Source organism: Billgrantia bachuensis (genome assembly GCF_011742165.1).
Lineage (GTDB): Bacteria > Pseudomonadota > Gammaproteobacteria > Pseudomonadales > Halomonadaceae > Halomonas > Halomonas bachuensis.
Genome location: NZ_JAAQTO010000049.1, coordinates 84,254 through 109,315, shown reverse-complemented (window position 1 = coordinate 109,315; position 25,062 = coordinate 84,254). Strand labels below are relative to the sequence as shown.

24 protein-coding genes are annotated in these 25,062 nt (G+C 64.7%); 13 read left to right on the top strand and 11 right to left on the bottom strand.

Features of this window, described 5'->3' with window-relative positions:
* Positions 1-119 precede the first annotated feature (119 nt).
* From HBJ55_RS17315 to dctP, 5 genes are all read right to left on the bottom strand, one after another.
* Entirely contained in the window at positions 120-1,310 is a 1,191-nt protein-coding gene (locus tag HBJ55_RS17315; RefSeq protein ID WP_167117837.1) for a thiolase family protein, read from the bottom strand.
* A gap of 11 nt (positions 1,311-1,321) precedes the next feature.
* Complete coding sequence (locus HBJ55_RS17310; protein WP_167117835.1) at positions 1,322-2,884, bottom strand: malonate decarboxylase subunit alpha; 1,563 nt, start codon at positions 2,882-2,884, stop codon at positions 1,322-1,324.
* Positions 2,885-3,007: 123 nt separating this feature from the next.
* Positions 3,008-4,306 (bottom strand): TRAP transporter large permease, encoded by a 1,299-nt coding sequence (locus HBJ55_RS17305; protein WP_167117832.1) that lies wholly within the window; start codon positions 4,304-4,306, stop codon positions 3,008-3,010.
* Between the two features lie 5 nt (positions 4,307-4,311).
* On the bottom strand, positions 4,312-4,830 hold the full coding sequence (locus tag HBJ55_RS17300) for a TRAP transporter small permease (RefSeq protein ID WP_167117829.1): 519 nt from the start codon (positions 4,828-4,830) through the stop codon (positions 4,312-4,314).
* A gap of 60 nt (positions 4,831-4,890) precedes the next feature.
* On the bottom strand, positions 4,891-6,024 hold the full coding sequence (gene dctP, locus HBJ55_RS17295) for a TRAP transporter substrate-binding protein DctP (protein WP_167117826.1): 1,134 nt from the start codon (positions 6,022-6,024) through the stop codon (positions 4,891-4,893).
* Positions 6,025-6,284: 260 nt separating this feature from the next.
* Between dctP and HBJ55_RS17290 the strand changes: the two genes are divergently transcribed.
* From HBJ55_RS17290 to HBJ55_RS17255, 9 genes are all read left to right on the top strand, one after another.
* A complete protein-coding gene (locus HBJ55_RS17290; protein ID WP_240936174.1) occupies positions 6,285-7,301 on the top strand; it encodes a TRAP transporter substrate-binding protein in 1,017 nt (338 codons plus the stop codon).
* A gap of 5 nt (positions 7,302-7,306) precedes the next feature.
* Positions 7,307-7,861 carry a TRAP transporter small permease gene (locus HBJ55_RS17285; protein ID WP_167117823.1) on the top strand — a complete coding sequence of 185 codons (555 nt, stop codon included), beginning with the start codon at positions 7,307-7,309 and terminating at the stop codon, positions 7,859-7,861.
* Between the two features lie 3 nt (positions 7,862-7,864).
* Positions 7,865-9,124, top strand: a complete 1,260-nt coding sequence (locus tag HBJ55_RS17280) for a TRAP transporter large permease (protein ID WP_167117820.1) — start codon at positions 7,865-7,867, stop codon at positions 9,122-9,124.
* Positions 9,125-9,154: 30 nt separating this feature from the next.
* Positions 9,155-10,345, top strand: a complete 1,191-nt coding sequence (locus tag HBJ55_RS17275) for a 3-hydroxybenzoate 6-monooxygenase (protein ID WP_167117817.1) — start codon at positions 9,155-9,157, stop codon at positions 10,343-10,345.
* Positions 10,346-10,370: 25 nt separating this feature from the next.
* The gene (locus HBJ55_RS22480) at positions 10,371-10,511 is read left to right on the top strand and encodes a hypothetical protein (RefSeq protein ID WP_240936173.1); all 141 of its coding nucleotides are present in this window, start codon (positions 10,371-10,373) and stop codon (positions 10,509-10,511) included.
* On the top strand, positions 10,498-11,373 hold the full coding sequence (gene gtdA, locus HBJ55_RS17270) for a gentisate 1,2-dioxygenase (RefSeq protein WP_240936172.1): 876 nt from the start codon (positions 10,498-10,500) through the stop codon (positions 11,371-11,373). Before HBJ55_RS22480 ends, gtdA begins: the two co-directional genes overlap by 14 nt.
* 32 nt (positions 11,374-11,405) lie before the next feature.
* Positions 11,406-12,113 carry a fumarylacetoacetate hydrolase family protein gene (locus HBJ55_RS17265; RefSeq protein ID WP_167117814.1) on the top strand — a complete coding sequence of 236 codons (708 nt, stop codon included), beginning with the start codon at positions 11,406-11,408 and terminating at the stop codon, positions 12,111-12,113.
* Positions 12,110-12,757, top strand: coding sequence for a maleylacetoacetate isomerase (maiA, locus tag HBJ55_RS17260; RefSeq protein ID WP_167117811.1), 648 nt, complete (start codon positions 12,110-12,112; stop codon positions 12,755-12,757). Before HBJ55_RS17265 ends, maiA begins: the two co-directional genes overlap by 4 nt.
* An 85-nt stretch (positions 12,758-12,842) precedes the next feature.
* Entirely contained in the window at positions 12,843-13,313 is a 471-nt protein-coding gene (locus HBJ55_RS17255; RefSeq protein ID WP_167117808.1) for a MarR family winged helix-turn-helix transcriptional regulator, read from the top strand.
* Between the two features lie 4 nt (positions 13,314-13,317).
* Here the strand turns inward: HBJ55_RS17255 and HBJ55_RS22475 are convergent, their stop codons facing one another.
* Positions 13,318-13,671: a glutathione binding-like protein gene (locus tag HBJ55_RS22475; RefSeq protein ID WP_240936171.1), complete on the bottom strand. Its 354-nt coding sequence runs from the start codon at positions 13,669-13,671 to the stop codon at positions 13,318-13,320.
* Entirely contained in the window at positions 13,644-13,940 is a 297-nt protein-coding gene (locus HBJ55_RS22470; RefSeq protein WP_240936170.1) for a glutathione S-transferase N-terminal domain-containing protein, read from the bottom strand. The genes HBJ55_RS22475 and HBJ55_RS22470 overlap by 28 nt, the downstream gene beginning before the upstream one ends.
* A gap of 214 nt (positions 13,941-14,154) precedes the next feature.
* Between HBJ55_RS22470 and HBJ55_RS17245 the strand changes: the two genes are divergently transcribed.
* The 4 genes from HBJ55_RS17245 (at position 14,155) to HBJ55_RS17230 (ending at position 20,133) form a co-directional block, all read left to right on the top strand.
* Positions 14,155-15,429, top strand: coding sequence for a LysR family transcriptional regulator (locus HBJ55_RS17245; protein WP_167117805.1), 1,275 nt, complete (start codon positions 14,155-14,157; stop codon positions 15,427-15,429).
* 138 nt (positions 15,430-15,567) lie between these two features.
* Complete coding sequence (locus HBJ55_RS17240) at positions 15,568-16,593, top strand: TAXI family TRAP transporter solute-binding subunit (RefSeq protein WP_167117802.1); 1,026 nt, start codon at positions 15,568-15,570, stop codon at positions 16,591-16,593.
* A gap of 22 nt (positions 16,594-16,615) precedes the next feature.
* Positions 16,616-18,574, top strand: a complete 1,959-nt coding sequence (locus HBJ55_RS17235) for a TRAP transporter permease (RefSeq protein WP_167117799.1) — start codon at positions 16,616-16,618, stop codon at positions 18,572-18,574.
* Complete coding sequence (locus HBJ55_RS17230) at positions 18,571-20,133, top strand: sulfatase family protein (protein WP_167117796.1); 1,563 nt, start codon at positions 18,571-18,573, stop codon at positions 20,131-20,133. The genes HBJ55_RS17235 and HBJ55_RS17230 overlap by 4 nt, the downstream gene beginning before the upstream one ends.
* Positions 20,134-20,250: 117 nt before the next feature.
* On the opposite strand, the gene HBJ55_RS17225 is transcribed toward HBJ55_RS17230, so the two are convergent.
* The 4 genes from HBJ55_RS17225 to HBJ55_RS17210 form a co-directional block, all read right to left on the bottom strand.
* A complete protein-coding gene (locus tag HBJ55_RS17225) occupies positions 20,251-20,409 on the bottom strand; it encodes a hypothetical protein (protein ID WP_167117794.1) in 159 nt (52 codons plus the stop codon).
* Positions 20,410-20,588: 179 nt separating this feature from the next.
* The gene (locus HBJ55_RS17220; RefSeq protein ID WP_167117791.1) at positions 20,589-22,169 is read right to left on the bottom strand and encodes a sulfatase-like hydrolase/transferase; all 1,581 of its coding nucleotides are present in this window, start codon (positions 22,167-22,169) and stop codon (positions 20,589-20,591) included.
* 93 nt (positions 22,170-22,262) lie between these two features.
* On the bottom strand, positions 22,263-23,018 hold the full coding sequence (locus tag HBJ55_RS17215) for a sulfite exporter TauE/SafE family protein (RefSeq protein ID WP_167117788.1): 756 nt from the start codon (positions 23,016-23,018) through the stop codon (positions 22,263-22,265).
* Between the two features lie 17 nt (positions 23,019-23,035).
* The gene (locus tag HBJ55_RS17210; RefSeq protein ID WP_167117785.1) at positions 23,036-24,988 is read right to left on the bottom strand and encodes a TRAP transporter permease; all 1,953 of its coding nucleotides are present in this window, start codon (positions 24,986-24,988) and stop codon (positions 23,036-23,038) included.
* Positions 24,989-25,062 lie beyond the last annotated feature (74 nt).

Genomic DNA, 25,062 nt, shown 5'->3' with positions numbered 1-25,062 from the left:
AGTCTCCGTGTTGTTCTAGTTCGATAAATGCTGCTTTCTACTTCATGTCCCTTGCGCTCTTGCTTGCACACCCGCCGATCCCTCGGCGGGCGCTCCCGGTTGGAATGACCGGAAAGAACTCAGCCCACCTTGACGATCAGGGCCGCCGCCGAATCGCCGGCCGCGCAGCCGGTGACCAGGGCGTAGCCGCCGCCCTTCAGCGCGGTTTCCTCGATGGCCTCGATCAGCAGGCGTGCCAGCGTCGGCGCCTGGGGGTGCCCGTAGACCAGCGAGGTGCCGTAGTTGTTGAAGGTGTTGGCGTCGAGCCCCAGCGCCTTGGCCAGGTGCAGGTCGTTGGCGATGAACGGCGAGTGGTTCTTGATCGTCTTGATCTGGTCGAGGGTCAGGCCGGACCGCTCGAGCGCACGCTTGACCGAGGTGGCCGGCGCCATGGGCATGTGGGCCGGCTTGGTCCGGGCATGGCCGTAGGCCACCACCTGGACGGCCAGTCGGGGATCGGTGCTGAGCTCGGCGGCGCGCTCGCGGGTGGTGACGACGATGCCGGCGTTGGCATCGGCCGGGTGGGTCTGGGCCCCATAGGTATGAATGCCGTCGGGTTGCACCGCTCGCAGTCTGGCCAGGCCCTCGGCACTGGTCGCGGTCACGCCCTCGTCGGCCTCGACGAGCTTGGTCTCCTTGCGCGAGACCGCGACCTCAACGGGGAACATGTAGCGCTTCTGGAAGGCGCGGTCGTCGGCCAGCGCCTCGGCGTACTGCTCGTAGCGGCGCAGGGTCAGCTCGTCGGCCTGCTCGCGGCTGAAGCCATGCTCGCGCGCGACGTTCTCGGCGGTGGTCAGCATGTCCTTGCCGGTGGCCGGGTCGGCGGCGATGTTGTCCATGTTCCAGTTTTCGGCGATCACCTCGCCGCCCGGCCCGTTGGGGTTGGGCCAGATGGTATGCGGACCGTTGGAGGGGCGGTCGGCGAGCAGGCAGTAGGTGGTGTCGAAGCTGCCGGCGTCCACCGCCAGGGCAGCATTGAACACCGCCGTGGTGGCGGTGGCGCAGGCCTGGGTGATGTTCTGGCCCGGCGCCTGGCCGGCGCCCATCATGGCCGCGGCCCAGGGCGCGCCGTAGAAGATCGATTTCTGCCCCACCGACACCCCCAGGTAGAGGTAGTCGATGAGCGTGGGGTCGATGTCGCGGCTGGCGAACCAGCGCTTACTGGTGGCCGCGCCCAGCTCGATGGCATTGACGTTGGCCAGGCTGCCCATCCACTTGCAGAAAGGCGTGGTGTAGTAGCCGCCGTAGGGAATGTAGGCGTTCTTGAACATGTCTTTTCTCCTCAATGCTCAGTCGCGTGCAGATGCTCGCGCAGGCCACCCCACCGGGGCTGGAAGAGCGCCGCCGGCATCTCGCGCAGCTCGCTGGCGATGCGCGGCACGAAGTCCATGGCCGCCAGGATGTCGCGTTCGACGTCGAGGCCCGGGGCGATCTCGGTGAGGGTGATTTCGCCGTCGATCAGTTCGAAGACGCAGCGCTCGGTGACGAACAGCACCGGCTTGCCGGTCTCCTGGGCATAGCGGCCGCTGAAGGTGATCTGGTCGACGCGCTGAACGAACTTGCGGCGGTGGCCCTCCTGGCGAATGGCGAGGCGGCCGTCCTCGATCGCCAGCTCGCCGCCGTTGGTGAAGGTGCCGCAGAACACCACCTTGCGGGCGTTCTGGCTGATGTTGATGAAGCCGCCCGGCCCCACCACCTTGTCGCCGAACTTGCTGACATTGAGGTTGCCCTCGTGGTCGGTCTGGGCCAGGCCGAGGAAGCAGACGTCCAGCCCGCCGCCGTCGTAGAAGTCGAACTGGTAGCCGTGGTCGATGATCGCCTCAGCGTTGTAGGAGGTGGCGAAGTCGCCGCCACTGGCGGGCACACCACCATAGGTGCCAAGCTCGGTGGTCAGGGTCATCAGGTCGCTGACACCCTCCTCGGCGGCCACGCTGGAGACCCCTTCGGGCATGCCGATGCCGAGGTTGACGATGCCCCCCGGCACCAGCTCCATGGCGGCACGCCGGGCGATCACCTTGCGCGGATCCAGCGGCAGCGGCTTGATGCCGCCCAGCGGCATCCTGAGGTCGCCGGACAGCGCCGGATTGTAGGTGGTGGTGATGGTCTGCATGTGATGCTCGGGCTCGGCCACCACCACGTAGTCGACCAGGTCGCCCGGTACCTTGACCTGCTTGGGGTGCAGGCTGCCCTGGGTGGCCAGGTACTCCACCTGGGCGATGACAATGCCGCCGCTGTTCTTGGCCGCCTGGGCCATGGAGAGCTGCTCGAGCAGCAGCGCCTCGCGCTCCATGCTCAGGTTGCCGCGCTCGTCGGCGGTGGTGGCGCGAATCACCGCTACGTCCACCGGAAAGGTGCGATAGAGCAACCACTCCTCACCTTCGAGTTCGACCAGCTTGACCAGCTCCTCTTCGGCGGCGTTGGCCTTGCCCCCCTCGAGGCGCGGGTCGACGAAGGTGCCCAGTCCCACCTTGCTGATCACGCCGGGCTTCTTGCCGGCGATGTGACGCCACAGATGCGCCAACACACCCTGAGGCAGCAGGTAGCCCTCGACGCGGTTCTCGCGGATCAGCTCGCCCATGCGCGGGGCCTGGCCGGTGTGGCCGCTGATCAGCCGCTTGACCAGGCCGGCATGGCCCAGGTGATTCATGCCTCGGCTCTTGCCATCGCCGCAGCCGCAGCTGTGCGCCACGGTGAGGTCGCGGGGCGCGCCGGTCTCCAGGAAGCGCCGCTCCAGCGCGATGGCCACGGCCTCGGCGAAGCCGCTCAGGCCGGCGGTCGTCCAGATGACGGTGTCGTCATCCCGAATCAGGCCCGCCGCGGTGCTGCTGTCGATGATCTTGTTCACTCTCTCGGCCCTCCTTGGGGAGGCATTTATCATTGAAGATGCAATATATTGTTATATAAACAAACAAACTGATTCGAATTTAGCCCGCCAGTGGCGAGCGTCAGACGCTCGCCCTCTTGCGTATCAACCGCCGGTCAACACCAGTACGATCTGGGGATAGAAGACCACCAGCGCGACGACCACGATGTCGGCCACCAGAAAGGTCGACACGCCACGGAAGATATCCATCAGCGAGGCGTACTGTCCCGCCACGCCCTTGATCACGAAGATGTTCATGCCAACGGGCGGGGTGATCATGCCGATCTCGAGCAGCTTCACCAGCAGCACGCCGAACCAGATCAGGCTCACTTCGTAGAGTTCGAATACCGGCAGCAGTACGGGCAGGGTCACCAGCATGGCGCCGAAGGGCTCCATGAACAGCCCCAGGAAGAGGTAGATCAGCACCACCACCAGCATCAGTTCGAGATAGGAGAGCTCCCAGCCGGTCACCGCTCCGGTGATAAAGCCAGCCAGGCCGCTCAGACTCAGGAAGAGAGTGAACATGCTGGCCCCGACGCCGATGATCAGCAGCGCCGAGGTAGTGGAAAGGGTCTCGAGCAGCGCGGCCTTCATCGCCTGGCCATTCAGGCGCCCCAGCACCAAGCCGATGAGGATCGCCCCGGCGGCCCCCACCGCCCCCGCCTCGGTGGCGGTAAAGAACCCCGAGAACAGGCCGCCGAACACCAGCACGCCCAGCACCAGCACCGGCCAGATGTCGAGCAGCGCCTGCTGGGCAGTGATATCGCGGGCCCCCACGGCCTCCCGCGGCACGATGTCCGGCCGCAGCCAGCTGACCATCAGGATCACGATGCTGTAGCTGACCGCCGTCAGCAGACCGATGGTGATGCCCCCCAGGAACACCTGGGTGATCGACACCTGGGCGAAGACGCCATACACGATCATCAGGATGCTGGGCGGAATCAGCGCGCCGATGGTACCGCCGGCAGCAATGGTGCCGCAGGCGAAGCTCGGCTTGTAGCCACCGTTGACCATCTCGGGAATGGCGATGCGCCCCATGGCCGCCGAGCAGGCCACGCTCGAGCCGCTCACCGCGGCGAAACCGGAGCTGGCCACGATGCTGGAGATCGCCACCCCACCGGGCAACCAGCGAAACACCACCTTGGCAGCACTGAAGAGGCCGTTGGTAAGGCCGGTGTGGTAGCAGACGAAGCCCATCAGCAAAAACATCGGCACCGCGCTGAGCGTCCACTTGGCGATGAACTCATAGGGCGCAGAGGAGAGCATGCCGATGGCGGTGTTCCAGCCGAACATCACCGTCATGCCGCCCAGCGCAACCACGACCAGCGAGAGCGCCACCGGCACCCGCAGCGCCAGCAGCAGCATCAGGATGGCGAGGCCGTAGAAGCCGACGTCAACGGACATGGAAATCACCTTTCATCTGGCGTACCGGAAGGAGGGGCTGTATCTCTGAGCAGGAACGGCAGGCGCACCACGCAGACCACCGCCGCCAGGGCGAAGGCGACGGGCAGGGCGAAATAGGTCGGCCAGACCGGCATGGGGAAGTTCAGCGACATCACATAGGCGCCGATGTCGTACTGCTCCATGGCCTTGCCCCAGGTGGCCACGGCCAGGACGGCATAGACCGCGGTCGAGAGCAGCGACACCAGCACATCGGACAGGCGCACCAGCCACGGTTTCATCAGCCCCTCCAGGGCCTCCACGGCAATCATCTCCCGGCGCCACTCCACCCACCCCAACGGCAACAATGCCAGGGTGATCAGGTAGTAGCGGGTCACCAGCTCCACGGTGGCGGGGATCGACACGGACAGCGTGGCGCGCAGCAGCACATCGAGGGTGATGTGGATCACCATCAACAGGATGCCGAGCGTCCCCAGCAGGGCCAGACCGACGGCGGCCCGATTGGTGAAGCGGTAGAGAGCGTCCATGACGAGTCTCCGTGAGAGGCGTTACCGAATGCCGGCATGCCGGCATTCGGAGACGTGGTATCAGGTCCCGTAGGTGGAGAAATCCACCCCGTCCCAGATCTCGCGGTTCATGGCCTCGGCAACCGCCTCGGGGTCCGCGCCGACCTCCTCGACGATAGCAGTCCACTTCTCCACCAATGATTGGAAGCGCTCGATCTTGGCCGCCGCATCCTCTACACCGTGGCGGCTCTCCGCCTGTTCAGCGGCATAGACCAGGTCTTCCTCGAGGAAAGCCTCGATGGCCTCCAGCAGTTCGGGCTCGGGCTCCAGAATCTCGATACCGTTTTCGAGTGCGACCTCGCGAGCCTCGTCGGCCATCTCGTAGCCCCAGCGCTGGGTGATGGCGGCGGATGCCTCGACCGAAGCATGCACCAGTGCCTCACGCTGCTCGGCAGAGAGAGAGTCCCAGGCCTGCTGGCCGACTGCATGGGAAATGGTGCTATGGAACGTGCCCAGCTCGACATCGGTGACATAGTTCAGCACGTCATCCAGTCGGAAGGAGATGATGTCGGCAACGGAAGCGATGGTGCCTTCGATCACCCCTTGGGAGAGCGATTCGTAAGTCTCCCCCACCGGTATGGAAGCCGGCGACACGCCCACCGATTCGGCCCAGCGAGAATACTGGGGACCACCCACTCGCATGCGAAGCCCCTGGAGGTCGTCGAGAGAGCGTACCGGCTCGGTACTCAGTATTCGGTAGAGATCCGAGGCATGGGAGCTGGTATAGACGACGCCCAGTTGCTTGAGCTCTTGCTGGCATTCGTCACATGTGGCGATGTACTCGGTCACCGCCGCGCCCATGGCGTGGGGATTGGTGCCCAGGAAGGCCAGGTCGCCGACCAGGTTGATCTCGGGCAGGTCGGCCGGGAAGTAGGCCGGCAGGAACAGGCCGACCTCCACCAGGCCGCTGCGGATGGCGTTACGCATGTTGCCGATGTTGGCCACCTCGGTCCCCAGCAGGTTGCCCGTCAAGTCGCCATCAGTCTTCTCGGCCAGACGCTCGGCGAATTCGGTGAACATCGGGTCGTAGGCGGGATGCGCCGGCGGCACCCCGGGGGCCATGCGTAGATCACGGGCCTGGGCCTGGACGGTCAGCACCAGGCTGCCGGCAGTAGCGGCGACGGCAAGGGACTTGAGCAGCGTACGACGTGTCATGGGGGTACCTCAGCGGCTTATATTTGTTTGCGTACAAAACAATAGTGAATATCATCTATCTGTGAGCCGATTATAGTCCAGTCAGCAACCCCTCCCGATACCCGACTTTGGTATAGGCATTCTTCAACGCTGCTCGCTCCGCCATTACGACTTTAGGATAATTGCGAGCCCTTGTGATGATCACAATACTGATCATCACAATAGTGATCATTACTGATCTTGATCATGACAATAACCTGATGCCAACCGAGGTAACCTCCATGACGCACGTCCAACGCACGCCACGCTCCTTGTTCTCCACCGCCCTGCTGACTTCTACTTTGCTGAGCATTTCATTACTCGTCAGCACCCCTACCCTGGCTACCGAGCTGCGTATGGGCCTCATCACGCCACCCCAGCACATCTGGACCCAAGCCGCCGCGCGCCTTGCCGAGACAGTCGCCGAGCGCAGCGAAGGCGAGCTGACCATTGCCATATTCCCGGCCGGCCAGTTGGGCGACGAGCCGGCAATGTTTTCCCAAATGGAGACCGGCCTGCTGGACCTGGGCATCATGACCGCCGCCATCACCAGCCAGCGTGAGCCCGCCTTCGTCGGCTGGTTCACTCCCTTCCTGTTCGACAGCGTCGCCGAGGCCGCCGACGCCACCGAGACCGAAGCCGCCCACGAAATGCTGGTCAGCCTCGAGGACAAGGGGCTGCACGCCTTCGGCTATACCTTCGCCGGCATGCGCCACATTCTGATGCGCGATGGCCGGGTCGAAAGCCTCGACGACGTGAGTCGCGAGAAGGTGCGCATCATTCCGATCCCGGCCATGCAGACCTGGTGGCGTGAGGCCGGCGCCACACCTACCCCGGTGCACCTGCCCGATGTCTACCAGAGCCTGCAGAACCGCATGCTCGATGGCGTCGATATCGACCTGGATGCCTTGGTCGGTTCCGGTTTCTATGAGGTCGCCGAGCACCTCACCCTGACCAGCCACATGGCCTTCCCCGCCGTCTCGGTGATCAGCCAGACCACCTGGACGTCGCTTTCCGAAGAGGAGCGCACGCTGCTCGACGAGGCCATGCAGGAGACCCTGGTCTGGGCCACGCAGTCCCAGATCGCGGCGGAAGCCAGCAACCTGGCCTACCTGGAGGAGAGCATCGACGTCTTCACCCTTGAGGACGCCGAGGGCGTCTTCGACGCCGCCAACCAGGCCTTCCAGGTGCGCTTCGGCGAGCATCCCGTCATCCAGGCCTTCCAGCAGGACGTCGCCACCCGCCTCAACGGCGAATGAGCCACATGGCCACGACCTCCCTCCCCAACACGCGGGTGAATGCCATGCAGACACCTTTCCTGACCCGCGCCAACCGTCGGCTGGCGCAGTTCGAGCAATTGCTCTGCGGCCTGCTGATCGTCGCCTTCAGCGTTTTGCTGATCGTCAACGTGATCGCTCGCTACGCGTTCGGCAGGCCGCTCTTCTTCGCCGAGGAACTGGCGGTCTACATCCTGGTGTGGATGGCATTCCTGGCTATATCCGTGGCCATTCATCATGACCAGCACGTGCGCCTGACCATGCTGGCGGGCCAACTATCCGAACGCTGGCAGCGCTTCAGCTACTGGCTCACCGAACTCGTCTGCCTGGCGGTGCTGGCCATCCTGTTGTGGTACTCCGTGGGCTGGATTCGTTCGCCCTCAGTCACTTATGACATCGCCCTCACGCTGGACTGGCCCAAGTGGCACTTCTATCTGGTCGTGCCGATCTTCTGCGCCACCGCGATGTTCCATATCCTCGCCAGGCTCACGGATCGCTCCCGCACTACCTTCGCCCTGGTCGACAACGACGAGGAGGCCTGAGCCATGACACTCGCCGTCTTCATCCTGCTGATGCTGCTGGGCATGCCGATCGCCTTCGTGCTGCTCGCCTCGACCTTCGCCTTCGTGTTCAGCACCGGCAACTACCGCATCCTGGAAGGTCTCCCCCAGGTGCTGTTCGGCTCGCTGGAAGTGTTCGATCTGCTGGCCATCCCGCTGTTCATCCTTCTTGGAGAGATCATGAACGAGGGCGGGATCACCCGACGCATCATCCAGGCGGCCCGTGCCTGGTTCGCCTGGATTCCCCACAGCATTGCCTACGTCTCCCTGACCTCGAACCTGATGCTGGCCTCGATCATGGGTTCGGCCACGGCGCAGATCGCCATCATGAGCCGCGTGATGACCCCGGAGCTTGAGCGCGACGGCTACGACAAGGGCTTCGCTGCGGCCCTGACCGCCGGTGCCGGCCTGCTCGGGCCGATCATCCCGCCCTCGATGATCTTCATCATCTACGGCGTCATCGCCCAGGTCTCCATCGGTGCCATGTTCATGGGCGGCATCATTCCCGGCCTGGTGCTCTTCGTGCTGATCAGCGGCCTGATCGCGCTGATCGCCCGCCGCGCCCACAAGGTGCCCCAGGGCGAGCGGGAACCCATCGACCGCTGGCTCGCTACTCGTAACGCCATCCTGACGCTCAGCATTCCGCTGGTGATCGTCGGCGGCATCGCCTTCGGCATCGTGACCCCCACCGAATCGGCGGCGGCGGCCACCCTGCTGGCATTAATCATCGGCGGGCTGCTGTTCCGCGACCTCAAGGCCTCGAGCCTGCCCGGAGTGCTGGCCCGGACTGCGCGCAACACCGCCATCGTGCTGTTCCTGATCGCCGCGGCCAAGGCCTTCGGCTGGGTGCTGGTCTACAACCAGATCCCGCAGCAGGTAGCCGGGCTGATGCAGGGCGCCACCGAGAGTCCGCTGATCTTCATGCTGCTGGTGTTCCTGATGCTGCTGCTGGTGGGCATGGTGCTCGACGGCATTGCCGCTCTGATCATCCTGGTGCCGATCCTGCTGCCGGTGGCCCAAGGCAGCTACGGCATCGATCCCATCCACTTCGGCATCGTCACTTGCATGACGCTGACTCTTGGACTGCTGACGCCACCCGTGGGCGCCGGGCTCTACGTGGCCTCGGCGATCAGCAACGTCAGCCTGCAGCGCATCACCCTGTGGATCATGCCCTTCATTCTGGCGGCCTGTGTGGTCATCGTCGCCACCATTCTCAACCCCTGGGCAGTGACCGTCTTCCGCTAGACGCCCGAACCACGCGCAATAAGGTGAATCATGAACAACGACACCATCATCGTCGCCGGTGGCGGCATCGGCGGCCTGGCCGCCGCCCTGGGCCTGGCCCGCCAGGGCATTCCTTCACTGGTGCTTGAGCAGGCGCCAGAACTCGGCGAGATCGGCGCCGGCATCCAGATCGGCCCCAACGCCTTTCACGCCTTCGATTACCTGGGCGTCGGCGACGAGACCCGGGCCAAGGCGGTCTACATCGACAACCTGCTGCTGATGGATGCCATGGAGGATCGCCGGATCGCCGCCATCCCACTCGACGAGGCATTCCGCGCGCGCTTCAACAACCCCTACGCGGTAGTGCATCGCGCCGACCTGCACAGGGTGTTGCTGGATGCCTGCGAGGCCAACGAGCTGGTCGAACTGCGCACCAACTCGCGGGTCGAGGACTACCAGCAGGACGCCGAAGGGGTCACTGCCATCCTCGCCGACGGCGAACGCTTTACCGGCCGCGCCCTGATCGGCGCCGAGGGCCTGTGGTCGCCGATTCGCCAGAAGCTGGTCGGTGACGGCGACCCGCGGGTCTCCGGTCACACCACCTACCGTTCAGTAATCCCCACCACACAGATGCCCGAGGAACTGCGCTGGAACGCCGCCACCCTGTGGGCCGGCCCCAAGTGCCATATCGTTCACTACCCGCTCAAGGGGGGCGAGGTCTACAACCTGGTGGTGACCTACCACAACGATGCTCCCAAACCGGTGGCCGGCAAGCCGGTGACCAAGGAGGAGGTCTACCGCGGCTTCGCCCATATCGCCGAACGCCCGCGGCAGATCATCGAGCACGGCCAGGACTGGAAGATGTGGGTGCTGTGCGACCGCGACCCCAACGAACACTGGATCGACGGTCGCGTCGTACTGCTCGGCGACGCCGCCCACCCGATGCTGCAGTACATGGCCCAAGGCGCCTGCATGGCCATGGAGGATGCCGTCTGCCTCTCCTATCACCTAGGCCACAAGGCCGACCTCGCCGCAGCCTTCGAGGCCTACCGCAACGACCGTTTCGCCCGCACCGCCCGCGTACAGACTTACTCACGGCTGATGGGCGAGTACATCTACCACCCGGCCGACGGCAAGGCTGCCATGCGCAACGCCACCATGCGCGCCATGCGGCCCGAGGACTTCTACGACCGCATCGAGTGGCTCTACGGCGGCAGTGGCCTGAGCAACGTCACCCAATAAGCACGTCCCGACAGGAGGATTATCCATGTCACTGACCGAAAAGCCGCAGAGCTCGCCTGAGCGCGAGGCCTACTACGAGAAGATCACCAGGCAGGACTTCAGCGCCCTGCATTCCCCACCTGTGGGAGTTCGCCCCGGCCCGCGAGCTGCTGATGGAAGCCGGTGAGCTGATCACCGCCAAGGAAGCCGAGCGCCGGGTGCTGATCCTCGAGAACCCCGGCCTGCGCGGCCAGAGCCGCATCACCACCTCGCTCTACGCCGGACTGCAGCTGGTGCTGCCCGGCGAGGTGGCCCCGGCCCACCGCCATAGCCAATCGGCACTGCGCTTCGTAATGGACGGCGGCGGCGCCTGCACCGCGGTCAACGGCGAGCGCACGATCATGCAGGAAGGCGACTTCGTGATCACCCCGCCCTGGGCCTGGCACGATCATGGCAACGAATCAGACCGGCCGATGATCTGGATGGATGGCCTGGACATCCCCATGCTCTCGTTCTTCGACGCCTCCTTCGCCGAGGGCCTGGGTGAGGACATGCAGGAGATCACCAAGCCCACCGGCGACTCCCTGGCCCGCTACGGCGCCAACATGTTGCCGGTGGACTTCGAGAAGCAGGGCCTGGCCTCGCCGATCTTCAACTACCCCTATGCGCGCACCCGCGAGGCACTGGAGACCATGCGCCAGCGCGACGAGTGGGACCCCTGCCACGGGCTCAAGATGCGCTACGTCAACCCGGCGGACGGCGGCTGGGCCATGCCCACCATTGCCCCCTTCGTGCAGCTGCTGCCCAAAGGCTTCAAGACCGCCGGCTATCGCTCCACCGACGCCACGGTGTTCAGCGTCATCGAGGGTACCGGCCGCACCACCATCGGCGGCAAGACCTTCGAGTGGAAACCCAAGGACATCTTCGTGGTGCCCAGCTGGCATGAAGTGGTCCACGAGGCCGACGAGGATGCCGTGCTGTTCAGCTACTCCGACCGCGTCGCCCAGCAGAAGCTTGGCATATGGCGCGAACAACGCGACGCCGATTGATAACGACTCCCCTGAACCGAGAGGTAACGAGCATGACCGACTATGTCTTCGCCCCCCAGCCCGTCACCAGCGTCGCCATCGAGGGTGACGAGCAGCGCTTCCCGGTGCGCCGCATCTTCTGCGTGGGCCGCAACTACGAGGCCCACGCCCGCGAGATGGGCCGTGACCCGAGCCGCGAGTTTCCCTTCTTCTTCACCAAGCCAGCCGATGCCATCGTACCCGATGGCGGCGAGGTGCCCTATCCGCCGGAGACCCGGAACTTTCACTACGAGATGGAACTGGTCGTGGCCATCGGCAAGGCCGGCTTCCAGATTCCTACTGACAAGGCACATGAACACATCTACGGCTACGCCGTCGGCAACGACCTGACCCGTCGCGACCTGCAGCTCGAGGCCCGCGAGAAGGGGCGGCCCTGGGATTGGGGCAAGGCTTTCGACGAGTCCGCGGTAATCTCGCCGATCCGCAAGGCCAGCGCGATCGGACACCCCACCAGCGGCCGCATCTGGCTCGCCGTCAATGACGAGATCAAGCAGGACCAGGACATCGCCGACCTGATCTGGGACGTCCAGGAGATCGTCTCGATCCTCTCCCACACCATGCGCATCCGCCCCGGCGATCTGATCTACACCGGCACCCCGGCCGGTGTCGGGCCGCTACAGGTGGGCGACAGGGTCACCGGCGGCATCGACGGCGTGGGCGATCACTCGATCACCATCGTGGCGCCGCGGGAGGGGCTATGAGCCTGGTCCTGCATAACTTTTTCCGCAGCTCCGCCTCGGTCAGGGTCCGTGCGGCCCTGAACCTCAAAAGCCTGGCCTACGAGCACGTCTCCTATGTGCTGCGCGACAAGCAGCATCGGTCGCAGGCGTTCCTCTCGCTCAACCCGCAGGGCCTGGTGCCGACCCTGCAACTCGAAGACGGCACGGTGCTCGGCCAGTCCTTGTCGATCATCGAGTACCTGGAGGAAATCCATCCCGAGCCGGCCCTGCTCCCCGATAACCCCCTGGACCGTGCCTGGGTACGTTCGCTGGCCCAGGCCGTTGCCTGCGACATCCACCCGGTCAACAACCTGCGGGTGCTGCAGTATCTCGGCGGCAAGCTGGGAATCGACGAGACAGGAGTGAACGAATGGTTCCGACATTGGGTCGACGAGGGCTTCGCGCCCCTGGAGCAACAGCTGGCCGGCGATGCCCGGCGTGGCAAGTTCTGCTATGGTGACGCGCCGGGCCTGGCCGACCTCTGCCTATTCGCACAGGTGGCCAACAATCGTCGCTTCAACGTCGACATGGCGCGCTACCCGACACTTCAGGGCATCTATGACAATTGTCTGCAACTGCCGGCCTTCGTCGATGCGCTGCCGGAGAATCACCCCCACGCGGGGTGACTCTCCCGCACCACTTGCCGCTACCATGGAGCCGTGGCCAACCCTTGGCCGCGGCTCATGATTTTACATTTCAGGATCCGTGACCATGACCGGAACGCCCCTCACCAAGGCCAACTCGCTGCCCGGCAACCTGCTGCGGCGCTGCCATCAGATCAGCGTGGCGATCTTCCTGCGCCAGTGCGAGGCCTACAATCTCACCCAGCTGCAGTACGTAGTGCTCGCCGCCCTGGACGAGAGAGGGCCGCTGGATCAGATCACCCTAGGCGGCTGCACCGCACTGGACCGCAATACCGTAGCGGTAGTGGTGCGAAAGCTGGAGGAGCGCGGCCTGGTCACCCGCCAGCGCAATCCCGAAGATCGCCGCTCGATGGTGGTCACCCTCACCGAGGCAGGCGAAGCCCTGCGCATGGAGGCCGAAGCCGCTGTGCTCAAGGCCCAGGACGACATCCTCGGCCCCCTGAACGAGGAGGAACGCGAGCTCCTTTGTGGCCTCCTGCAGCGCATGGCCGACGAAAACAACGCCCTGAGCCGAGTGCCGATCCGCAGCGCCGGTTGAGGCGCTAGCTCACCATCGCCGCGAACGCCTCGGCGATGGTGGGTGGGGCCGTTGGGCGGGAGTACATCGTCTTCAGAAACTCTCTCAACCGCGGCGCATCATCGAGCATGTCCTCTTCGTTCGCCCAGTCCAGGGTATAGGCGGCGTTGAAGTCGGCTACGCTGAGCCGGTCGCCTACCAGGTACTCGCGCTCCTTCATGTGGCGCTCGAGCACGGTCACCATCTCCACGCACTCCTGCCTCGCCTGCTCGACATCCTGAGGCAATCGCTTCTCATCCGGGTAAATGAACGTGTGACGCGCAATGCGCCACAGAGGCTGCTCGATCTCGGTCACCAGGAAGAAATTCCAGCGATGCATCTGGGCTCTCTCCTCCACGGCCTCGGGGATGAATCCCGCCTGTGGGTATTGGCCAAGTAGAGCTGTATCGCAGCCGATTCGGTTACCACGAGATCCCCATCGACCAGCACCGGAACCTTGCCGGAGGGGTGGAGTGAGAGGAAATCCTGCTGTTGGTGCTCACCTTGCATGAGGTCCACCGGGCGCGCCCTGTACTCCAGGCCCAGTTCGTTGAGCAGCCATATGGCCCGCAGGGCGCGGGTCGGAGGCGTGCCGTAGAGTGTGATCATTATCAGCTCCGTCGATTGGCATGGATTCGCAGTTTCCTTGACTCTTGATCCAGTCGAACGGGAACCTGAGGAATTGACACCACCCAGCGAAGACGACGTTCCCTGCTCAAAGGCCTTTCGTTCCAGACTTGCATCGCCCACTCCGGCACCCGAAACTTTGTCGAATGCGCCTTGAATGCCTTGCCCCTCGTTCAGCTACCGGAGCTCAGCGAAGATGATCGCCTCGGGAGAGATCCCCACCTCGGCCCGAGCCACCGCATCCGCTGAGACCATGGACAGCCTGCCCAGTCTGCGTTGCCTGCGTGCCCTGGCTGCCGTCGTCGAGCGGGGCAGCGTGCTCGGCGCCGCCGAATCCCTCAACCTCTCGCAGCCTGCAGTCTCGCGTGCGATCCGCGACCTGGAGAAAGCCCTCGACCTATCGCTGTTCGAACGCCACCACGGCGGCATGCTCTGTACCGAGGTGGGCGAGCTGGTGGCCCATCGCTGTCGCCGCGTCCTCCACCAGTTCGACCGCGCCGAGCGCCAGCTAACCCAATTGCAGCTCGACGGCCACTTTCAACGCCTGGCCCAGCGCCTCTCCCTGCGTCACCTTCGCGTGCTGGTGACCCTGGCCGAGACCCGCAACGAACGCCTGGCCGCCCGGCGCCTGGCCCTCACCCAGCCCACCGTCAGCGCCAGCCTGCGCGACCTGGAGGGACGCCTCGCCACGTCGCTGTTCCTGCGCACCCAGCGGGGGCTGATCGCCACCCCCGGCAGCAGCCTGCTGACCCGACACGTCAAGGTGGCACTGCGCGAGATAGCGCTGCTGCAGGACGAAGTCACCGCCTGGCGCGGCGAGGCCTTGGGGCGGGTGGTCATCGGCGCTCTGCCGCTGACCAGTTCCCTGTTGGTGCCGCGCGCCGTGGACACCCTGCTGCGTGAGTATCCAGGGCTTGCCGTCACCGTTCACGAGGGTACCTATGACGTCCTCTTCGAGGCGCTGCGCAGCGGCGAGATCGATGTATTGGTGGGGGTACTGCACCGTATCGATCCCGAGGAAGAGATGAGCCAGCAGGTGCTGCTGCACGACCGACTGGTCGCCGTGACGCGTCCCGATCATCCCCTGATGGAGCACACCGACCTCACCTTGGAGACACTGCTCGACTGGCCCTGGATCGCCCCTCCCAGAGGCACGCCTGCCCGCCACAGCTTCGACCAGCAATTCAATACTCTGGGCATCACCCCGCCGACGCCGGTGGTGGAGGCCGGCAACCTGGGGGTCATCCGCGACTTGCTGCGGGACAGCGACCGCCTCGCCCTGATCTCCCCCTACCAAGTGCACTATGAAGTGCAGGATGGGCATCTCGCCTACTTGCCGCTGCGCCTGCAAGGCCCGCCCCGGGCCATCGGTCTCACCATGCGCGAGGACAGCGCCCCCAGCCAGGCCCTGCGTGCCCTGCGCAGTGCCCTGATAATGGCCAGTCGAGCACTTTCGCCAACCCCCCAATAGAAAAAACGCATACCCAAGCCGTGTAATGTCATTGGTCCCCGACCAGCGCACCAGACCAGACTGACATCAACCGTGACGCCGGCGGCTAACCCGGTCGCGGCGACGATAACAACCCACAACGACACGCCCGGAGCCCCCATGACGCTCAAGACACTACTCACCGCCACCCTCACCACCACCGCGCTGGCCGGAACCCTGGCTTTCACCAACGCCCAAGCGCAGGCCGAGCCCCTGCGCGCCGAAAGCGGCAACCCTGCCACCTTCAATTCTCAACTGGCCACCTTGATGAGCACTCTGGCCAGCCGAGACCATGACCTCGACATCCAGCTCAGCACCGGCCAGAACCTGGCCATGACCGGCGTCAAGCTGGGCGCCGGGCGCATCGACCTGACGATGATTCCAACTGAGCTCTACGGCTACATGGGAGAGGGCACCCGCATGTATGGCGAAATGAGCGACCAAGCCATACAGGCGGCAGAGAACCTGCGCTCGCTGTTCGGCTTCGTCCACGGTGCCTACCATGTCTTCACCTGGGCCGACAGCGGCATCGAGAGCTGGGACGACATCGCCGGCAAGAACGTCTATATCGGGCCGGCCGCCAGTGCCGCCAGCACCGCCATCGAGCAGGTGATCCACGCCAACACCGGCATGCGTCCCAACGAAGGCTATCGGGCGGTGACCCTCGGCTGGGGCGGCTCCGGCCAGGCCTTTTCCGACGGCCAGGTGGACGTGCTGGTGAGCGGCTCGCAGATCGGTTCCGCCTCCATCGAGCAGTACTCGCTGGTCAACCCGATCCGCTTTCTCGGCATGAGCGAAGAGGGTCTGGCAAGCGACACCTGGCAGGAACTGATGGCCACCCCCGGCATGCTGCCGGTGGAGATTGCCAACGATACCTACGCCAACACCGTTAACGAAGAAGAGAGCATCACCCTGCTGGCCTTCACCATGATGGCGCTGGTCAATCAGAGCCTTGACGAGGAGACCGCCTACCAGTTGACCAGCACGGTGTGGGACAACATCGATGAGATCCGCGCCTCCAGCCCGATCTTCGCCGGTCTGACGATCGAGGATGCCTTCATCGGCGTCGATGCTCCCCTGCACCCTGGCGCCTACCGCTACTATCAAGAACGTGGTGTCGAGGTGCCCGAGCGACTGATCCCCTGATCCGACTCGACAGGCTTGCCACATGAATTTCGCTCTCTTTCCGCTCTCCGAGGTCCGCCTCAGGGAGGTCCTGGCCTACACGGTCGGCCTCGGTATCGCCCTGCTGGGTATCGTCAACAGCATGCCGAGTTTCGGCCCGATCCCTCGCCTGGGGCCCTTTGGCTATGAGTACATGCATCCGCTGATGCTGGGCCTGGCGTGCCTAACGGTGGTCATCCGCCAGACGCTGCTGAGGAAGCCATTGAACGCAGGCTCCTCCTGGCGCCTGGCAGGCGGTCTGGTGGATGTCATCGTCCTGGCCGTGTTGATATATGCCCTGCACGATTACTACGTCACCATGGAACGCCTCAAGGGAGGCCTGTTCTTCTTCGACGCCGCTCACGCCTGGACAGCGCTGGCCGGCGTAGTCGCCCTGCTACTGATCTGCCTGCGCCAGTGGGGGCTGGCGCTGACCGCCGTGGCTGGGGTGGCGCTGCTCTACTTTTACACCGGCCACCACTGGCCGGGGCTGTTCCGCATGGCCCCCATCGATTTCATTGACGGCACCGCGGACACCCTCTGGTACAACAGCACCAACGGCGTATTGGGCTCCTTGCTGGCCATCGTCATCAACACCATTCTGCCCTTCATACTGCTGGGCGCCCTGCTCGAAGGCAGCGGCGCCGGGGGCTCAATGATCAAGGTCTCGCTGCACGCCTTCCGGCGCGCCCGCGGCGGCCCGGCCCACGCCGCCATTCTTTCCTCCGGGCTGTTTGGCTCGGTCTCGGGCAGCGCCGTAGCCAACGTGGTGGGCACCGGCGTGATCACCATCCCGATGATCCGCCGGCGCGGCTTCAGCCCCACCTTCGCTGGAGGCATCGAGGCCACCGCCTCCAGCGGCGGCCAGATCATGCCACCGATCATGGGCGCCGCGGCCCTGGTGATGGCCGACTTCACCGGTATTTCCTACCTGACCATCATCGTCGCTGCGCTGATCCCCGCCCTCTTCTACTACGGCTCGCTGTTCGCCGCCGTCGTCTACGAGGCGCGCCGCCTGGGCATCGAGAGCCAACCCGTCGACATGGACCCGGCCGACCGGCCCGTGCGTCAGGATTACATCAACCTGACCATGGTCTTCGTGCCGCTGACGGTGGTGGTGGTCGCGCTGATCGCCGGATTATCTCCAGCCGGCGCCGGCATCCTCGCACTCTTCTCGGTAGTACCGCTGAGCCTAACGCTCAATCCGGCGACCCGCTGCGCACCCCTGACGCTGGTCCATGCCCTGTCACGGGGCGGTAACAGCTTCGCCACGCTGCTGATCGCGGTTGGCATAGTCGGTATCATCGTCGGCGTGCTCTCTTCCACCGGCCTGCCGATCAAGTTTGCCCAGGTGATCGGCGCCTCCACCGGGGGCAGCCTGCTGGTCTCGCTGCTGATGGCCATGATGGCGGCATTGGTACTGGGCATGGGCATGCCGACCCTGCCGGCCTATCTGACCATCATCCTGATCATGGGCCCGGCCATGTTGCGCCTGGGCCTGGAACCGCTAGTCGCCCACATGTTTGTCTTCTACTTTGGGGTCGCTTCGGCGATCACCCCACCGGTGGCGGTGGCGGCCTTCGCGGCGGCTTCCATCAGCCAGGCCTCGCCGCTCAAGACTGCCCTGGAGGCGACCCGCATCGGCCTGGTGATATTCCTGCTGCCCTTCACCTTCGCCTTCTATCCGGAGCTTCTGCTGGTACCCGAGGCTGGCGGTTCGGGCGCCTGGTACGACATGGCCTCGATCCTGCTGCGTCTCTCCCTGGCGGTGCTGCTGATTACCTCGGGACTGGCCTGCCATGACCGCTGCCGGCTGTCACTGGTCGAGGCGGCACTGCGGGTGGTTGCGGCCATCGCCATGCTGGTGATCTTCCCGCTGATGCACTGGCCGGCCTTCCTACTTGGTGTCGCCCTGCTGGTGGTGCACCGCCAAACCAGCCTAAAGAAGGGAGCCCTGACATGACTCGCAGACCCAACTTCCTGTTCATCATCACCGACCAGCAGCGCGCCGATTACCTCGGATGCATGGAGCATCCGCTGCTCAAGACACCACATATCGATGGCCTGGCAGCGCGGGGTACCCGCTTCGAGGAGTTCCACACAGCAAGCCCGGTGTGCATGCCTAACCGTGCCTCGCTGGTCACCGGCCGCTATCCCAGCGTCCACGGCCTGCGCAAGAACGGCCTGCACCTGCCCCGACACAACAGTACCTTTGTCGAGGCGCTGCGCCTGGAGGGCTACCACACGGCGCTGATCGGCAAGTCTCACCTGCAACCCTTCACCGGCCGCGACGTCCCCCAGCAGAACCCCGCGGCCGGGGCTCGCGTGCCGGATGCTCATCAGGAGAGCGACGAGGACTGGCGCAACGAGGAGCCGGAGCGCTGGAGTAGCGAGGCGGAGTATCGCGTCGAACTGCCCTATTACGGCTTCGTCCATGCCGACATCGTTACCAAGCACGGCGACAACTGCGGCGGCCACTACGACCGATGGCTGCGCCGTCAAGTCGAGGACCCTGAACAGCTGCGCGGCCCGGCGCACCAGTTGCCCCACGACTACATCTGTCCCCAGGCCTATCGCACCGCCATGCCGGAGGAGCTGCACCCCACCCGCTACGTGGAGCTCAAGGCCTGCGATTACCTAGCCTCCCGCCGGGGCGAGGAAGCGCCCTTCTTCGCTTTCGTCTCCTTCCCCGACCCGCACCACCCCTTCTGCCCGCCTGGCAAATACTGGGACCTCTACGATCCCGACGATTTCGAGGTGGCGGTGCCCTATGACGCCCACCACAATCCCCCCCCGCACCTGCGCTTCGTCGCCGAGCAGTACCGCCGCGGGGAGCGCAACGCGCGCACCGAGAAGGCCTTCATGGCAAGCGAGCGGGAAATCCGCGAGGCCATGGCCCTGACCTGCGGCATGATCGGCATGATTGATGACGCCGTAGGCCGCCTACTCTCATGCCTGGAAGACAACGGGCTTGCCGATGACACCGTCGTGATCTTCACCAGCGACCACGGCGACTACATGGGCGACTTCAACCTGCTGCTGAAGGGCCCCGCCCCGCTGCGCAGCATTACCCGAGTGCCGCTGATCTGGGCCGAGCCCGGGCAGGGAGAGGCGCGCCGAACCACGGCGCTGACGTCGGCGATCGACATGGCTCCCTCCATCCTCGAGCGCGCCGGCATCACGCCCTACCACGGCGTCCAGGGCAAAAGCCTGCTGCCGCTGCTGCGCGGCGAGGCCTGGGAGCGGCGGTCACTGCTGATCGAACATGAGGACAATATCGCCCACTGGGGCTTCGAACGGCCGGCCCACTCGCGCACCCTGCTCCGGGACGGCTATCGACTGACGCTGTTCCAGGACCAGGAATGGGGTGAGCTATATCACCTGCCGAGCGACCCCCACGAGACCCGTAACCTCTGGGACGACCCCGACTATCGGGAGCAGCGTCACGCCCTGACCGAAGCGCTGCTGCGCCAGATGCTCACTGCCAGCGAAACTAGCCCCTGGCCCAAGCGCATCGCCTGAGCCAGCCCTCACCCCATAACGAGAAGAGCCAGCGCACAGCGCTGGCTCTTCTCGTTGTATGGCGCTGCCCTCCCGCCTCGATGCGGGCGAAATCTCTTCCGTTAAATATTTCTTCAGTTAAATATAAAAGTTGTAGCGCAAACGGCCCTGGTTCTGGCGGTAGGCGCTCTCGGTCATCTGCTCGAGCAGCCGATAGGCGGCCAGGCCGATCCGCTTGAACAAGGATGCCTTGGGAGCGGTGGCGGTCGCTTCAAAGGAAATCGTGTGGGTAGTCATGGTATGGACCCGGTCATTTCATAAGGATGCTAATAGAATAACCAGGAGTTAGACTTTAGTCCAATACATTAACCTTTAGTCGCTTATCCCGCATGGCCGACACACCCAGCCCTGCCAGACGTGGCAGGGGCTCGGTGTGTCATAGATGAACGATAAGTGTGGCCACTATCGAGCAGCCGCTACCAGGCGCCAAACAAAATGCCGCGCTTGTGAGCCGTGCCGGTTCGGCGTTCCACCTCGGCGTTGCTGATAGTGGTGCGCAGGCGGCGCGCCCGGAACCACTCATTGAGCGCTGCCTCCAGCTCGCCGCGCACCGTCCGGCAGTCGTCACAGTGGGCCAGGTCCACGATCTCGCCGGGGTCGCGTGCCAGATCGAACAACTGCGGTGGATAATTGGCGTAGTGCACGTACTTCCAGCGCCCATCGGTGACCATAAAGGCCCTGGCTTCGTCTGGCGCCAATCCCAGCTCCATTCTTGCCGGGCGCCAAGCGTAGTCCGCCTCGCTAAAGGCATAGCGTCTCCAGTCGGCGACCGATTCCCCGCGTATCAGTGGCGTCAGCGAGCGTCCCTCCAGTATATGGTCCAGGGTCCGGCTGTCGCCGCCGGCCAGGTCGGTGAAGGTGGGCACCAGGTCAATGGCCTCCACCAGACGGTCATCGCAACTGCCGCGGCTGGCGTCGGCACCGCGGCGCGGATCCACCACGATCATCGGGATGCGTGCGCTGGGCTCGTGGAACAACTCCTTCTCGCCCAGCCAGTGATCGCCCAGGTAGTCGCCGTGGTCCGAGGTGATCACGATCACGGTGTCGTCGCGCAGGCCCTTGGCCTCGATGAAGTCGGCCAGCCGGCCGATATGGTGGTCAAGCTGAGTGATCAGCCCCATATAAGCGGGGACCACCCGCTCTCGCACCTCATCGCGGGAGAACTCGACCGACTCGCCATGGCCCATGAAGGCCTCGACCACTGGATGCGGGCGCTCACGCTCGGCGTCGCTGCGCACTGCCGGCAGAATGTCCTCGGGGCCATACATGGCATGGTAGGGCGCCGGCGCCATATACGGCCAGTGAGGTTTGATGTAACTGAGATGCAGGCACCAGGGGGAGTCGCCGGCCTCCTCAATGAAGTCCATGGCGCGATTCGTGGTGTAGGCTGTTTCGGAATGCGCTTCCTGGACCCGAGCCGGCAGGTGGCTGTGGCGCATGTACCAGCCACTGAGTGGCTCACCGTCGTTGCCCTCCGCCGAGTTGGCGACGCTGTGCCAGGGGTTGGCGCCCTCATAGCCCTGCTCGCGCAGATAGCGATTGTAGGGCAGGTCGGGGTTGGCCAACTGATCGGGGTGCAGGCCGTCGTCGCGCTCGTAGGGTTCGAAGCCGCATTGGCTGACCAGCACGCCACGCGACGAATCAGGGTCAAGGCCCAGGCGGGCCATGCCGTCGTCGTCGCGCTTCATATGAGTCTTGCCGACCAGGCCGACCCGATAGCCGAGGGGTCGCAGGTAATCGCCCAGGGTGCGTTCGTCGACACGCAGCGGCACACCGTTGTAGCTGGCGCCATGGCTGGCGGCGTAACGACCGGTGTAGAAGGACATCCGCGAGGGGCCACATACAGGGGCCTGGCAGTAGGCGCGGGTAAAGTTGACGCCGCGCCGGGCCAAGGCGTCGATGTGCGGGGTCTTGATGCTTGGGTGGCCGTTGCAGCCGAGATAATCGGCGCGCAGCTGGTCGGCCATGATGAATAGCAAGTTGGGCGGTCGGGTCATGAAATCCTCCGGTGAAACCGAATCCAATCAGTGTCGGCCTTGACGACAAGCCGAGGAGTTCTCAGCACACTCCTCGCGCACAAAACCTGTTGATCACACCAGGAAGAGGTCGTAGGTCATGTTGAGCAGTGAGATACCGATCAGGGTATAAACAAGGGCGCTGACAGCACGGCTCGACAGCCGAGCGACCAAGGGCCGGCCCAATACCACCCCTACGCCGCCGCCCAGGGTCACCAGCAGAGCGAGCATTGGCTCGAGATGCCCGCCGCCGCCGAACACCAAGCCGGTGCAGGCCGATAGCAGCAGGCCAATGACCGTAGAGGTGCCCACCACCACCTTGATGTCAGCATTACTCATGGCGCTCAGGGTCGGCACGATCAACACGCCACCGCCCACCCCGGTGGCGCCCACCATGGCCCCGCAAGCCGAGGGCATCAGCCCACCCAGCCACTGGCCGATGTGCTGCAGCACCTGGGGTCGAAAGCTGGCCAGCAGCGCGAAGCTGGCGGCGGCCAGCACCGCCAACTTGAGGCCATGCTGCACGCCCACCCCCCAAGGGGTGCGCAGCAGCAGAGTGATCGCCAGCGCCAACAGCAGGCAGCAGGGCACCGCCCAGCGCGAGAAGCGCCTGAACAGCATCCAGTCAACGCGGCTGTCACGCCCGTGGGCATAGGTCGCCACCACCTTGATCAGCACCGAGACCAGGCTGGCGGTGCCCACCGCCGTGGCGGGCGCCACACCGAACAGCAGCATCAGGCCCGGGACCATGATCACACCGGCGCCGACCCCTGAGAGCAGGATCAGCAGGCCACAGAGGACGCCGAACAGCAGGGCCGTGACTTCGAACATCGGCAAACTCCTTGGGCTCAGGTTTCCGGCACGGCTTGGCAGCCGCCGGGCTTCACTGGCAACCGGGCATGCAGCGCGATCATGCCGAGACCGAGCACCAGGCCGGCGACGCTGACCAGTGGATAGGGTGAAAGAAGGGCCACGGCTGCAGCGAAGCGTATGCCGGCCTCGGGCAGGGCGATCCGCTGCCGGTCGAAGCGAGCCAGCGCCGAAGCGGTGAGGTAGATCGCCAGCGCCAGCTGCACGATCATCCACAGGTAGGCGGCCAGGCTGAAGTCGGCACCGGCGGCCCCCACCGTCAACATGATCGGGTTGTAGACGAAGGCGAAGGGGATCAGGAAGATCATCGCCGCTATGCGCGTGCTGGTGACTGCCGTGGCCATCGGCTTGCCGCCGGAGATCGCCGCCGCTGCATAGGCAGCGATGGCCACCGGTGGCGTAATGACCGAAGCGATGCCAAAGAAGAACACGAACATATGGGCGGTGAGCAGCTCCAGGCCGAAGGCCTGAAGGGTCGGACCCATGACCACGATGATGGCAATGTAGGCCGGAAGGGTCGGCATGCCCATGCCCAGCACGATGCAGCCCAGAGCGGTAATCGCCAGCGCCGCGAACAGCGAGTAGTTGGAAGCCCCCGAGAGCAGCACGGCGAACTTGGAAGGAATGCCGGTGGCCGCCAGGGCGGCGACGATGATGCCCACCACGGCGATCGCCATGGACAGCCGCGCCACGGTGACCCCGCCCTCCGCCATGGCAATGGCCAGGCGCTGGGGCTGCCGCCGGATGCTGGGGTTGATCAGGCTCAGCGGGATCAGGGCGAAGATCGCGGTGATGGACGCCCCGGCCGGCGAGGCGCCGCCGATCAGCAGGAAGACGATGATCGCCAGCGGAGCCACGATCAGCAGCAGGTTGAGCCAGTCCTGCAGCTCGACGTGTTCGGCCACTTCATCCTCATTGGCCGCGACGCCGAGCTTGCGCGCCTCGAAGTAGACCGCCAGGAAGAGGCTGAAATAGTAGGCGACGGCGGGAATCAACACGGCAGTGATGACCGTCAAGTAGGTCACACCGACATAGTCGGCCATTACCAAGGCCGCGGCGCCCATGATCGGCGGCAGGATCTGGCCACCGGCCGAGGCGCTGGCCTCCAAGCCACCGGCGAAGTTGCCGGAGAAACCGCGTCGACGAATCATCGGAATGGTGACCACTCCGGTGCCCACCACGTTGGCTACGGCACTACCCGACACCGTGCCGAACATGCCGGAGGCGAGAATCGCCGAATAGGCCGGACCACCGCGAAACCCGCGCATCAGCGAGAAGGAGATGCGGATCATCGAGCCGCCGGCGCCACAGCCATCCAGCACGGCCCCGAGAATGATGAAGGGCAGCACGGTGCTGAGGATGATACCGAAGATACTACCGAGCACGCCGTTGTCGGCTCCGAACCAGAGGTTCTCGGCCAGCTTGTCGAGGATATCGCCGCCGCTGGTCTGCAGCGCGCCTGGCCAGTAGTGGCCGGTGGCCAGGTAGAGAAAGGCCAGGATGCCGATAATGGCGATCGGTGCCCCCCACAGCCGCCAGCAGGTAATGATAGCCACCGCCACGCCGACAATGGCGATCACGGCATCCTGCAGGCCGAAGAAGACGATGGAATAGAGCATCTCCATGCCGACTTCGTAGTAGCGGTAGCAGCTGTAGAGCGCCGCCACCCACAGCACCAGGTCACCCGCGATGCGCAGCGTCGACAGCGACTGGCCGCTCACCAACCGCTCCCGCCAACAGTAAACGATAGCGATGGTCACGCAGAAGGCGAAGAAGGTGGGGCGGAACCACTCCAGGGAGAAGGGCCCAATACGCGGCAGCATCTGATAGCTCGGCATGACGTTGGCGAGCCCTAGCAGGGCAACAATGCCGCCGAGTATCCAGAGCAGGTTGCTGAGGCGTTTTATCCAGCGCGTGTTATCGATTGTCATGAGCTTCGCCCTCGCTCTCGACAAGACCGGAGGGCGGAGACTGTCACTTCAAGAGTTCTCATGTACATTGTTGT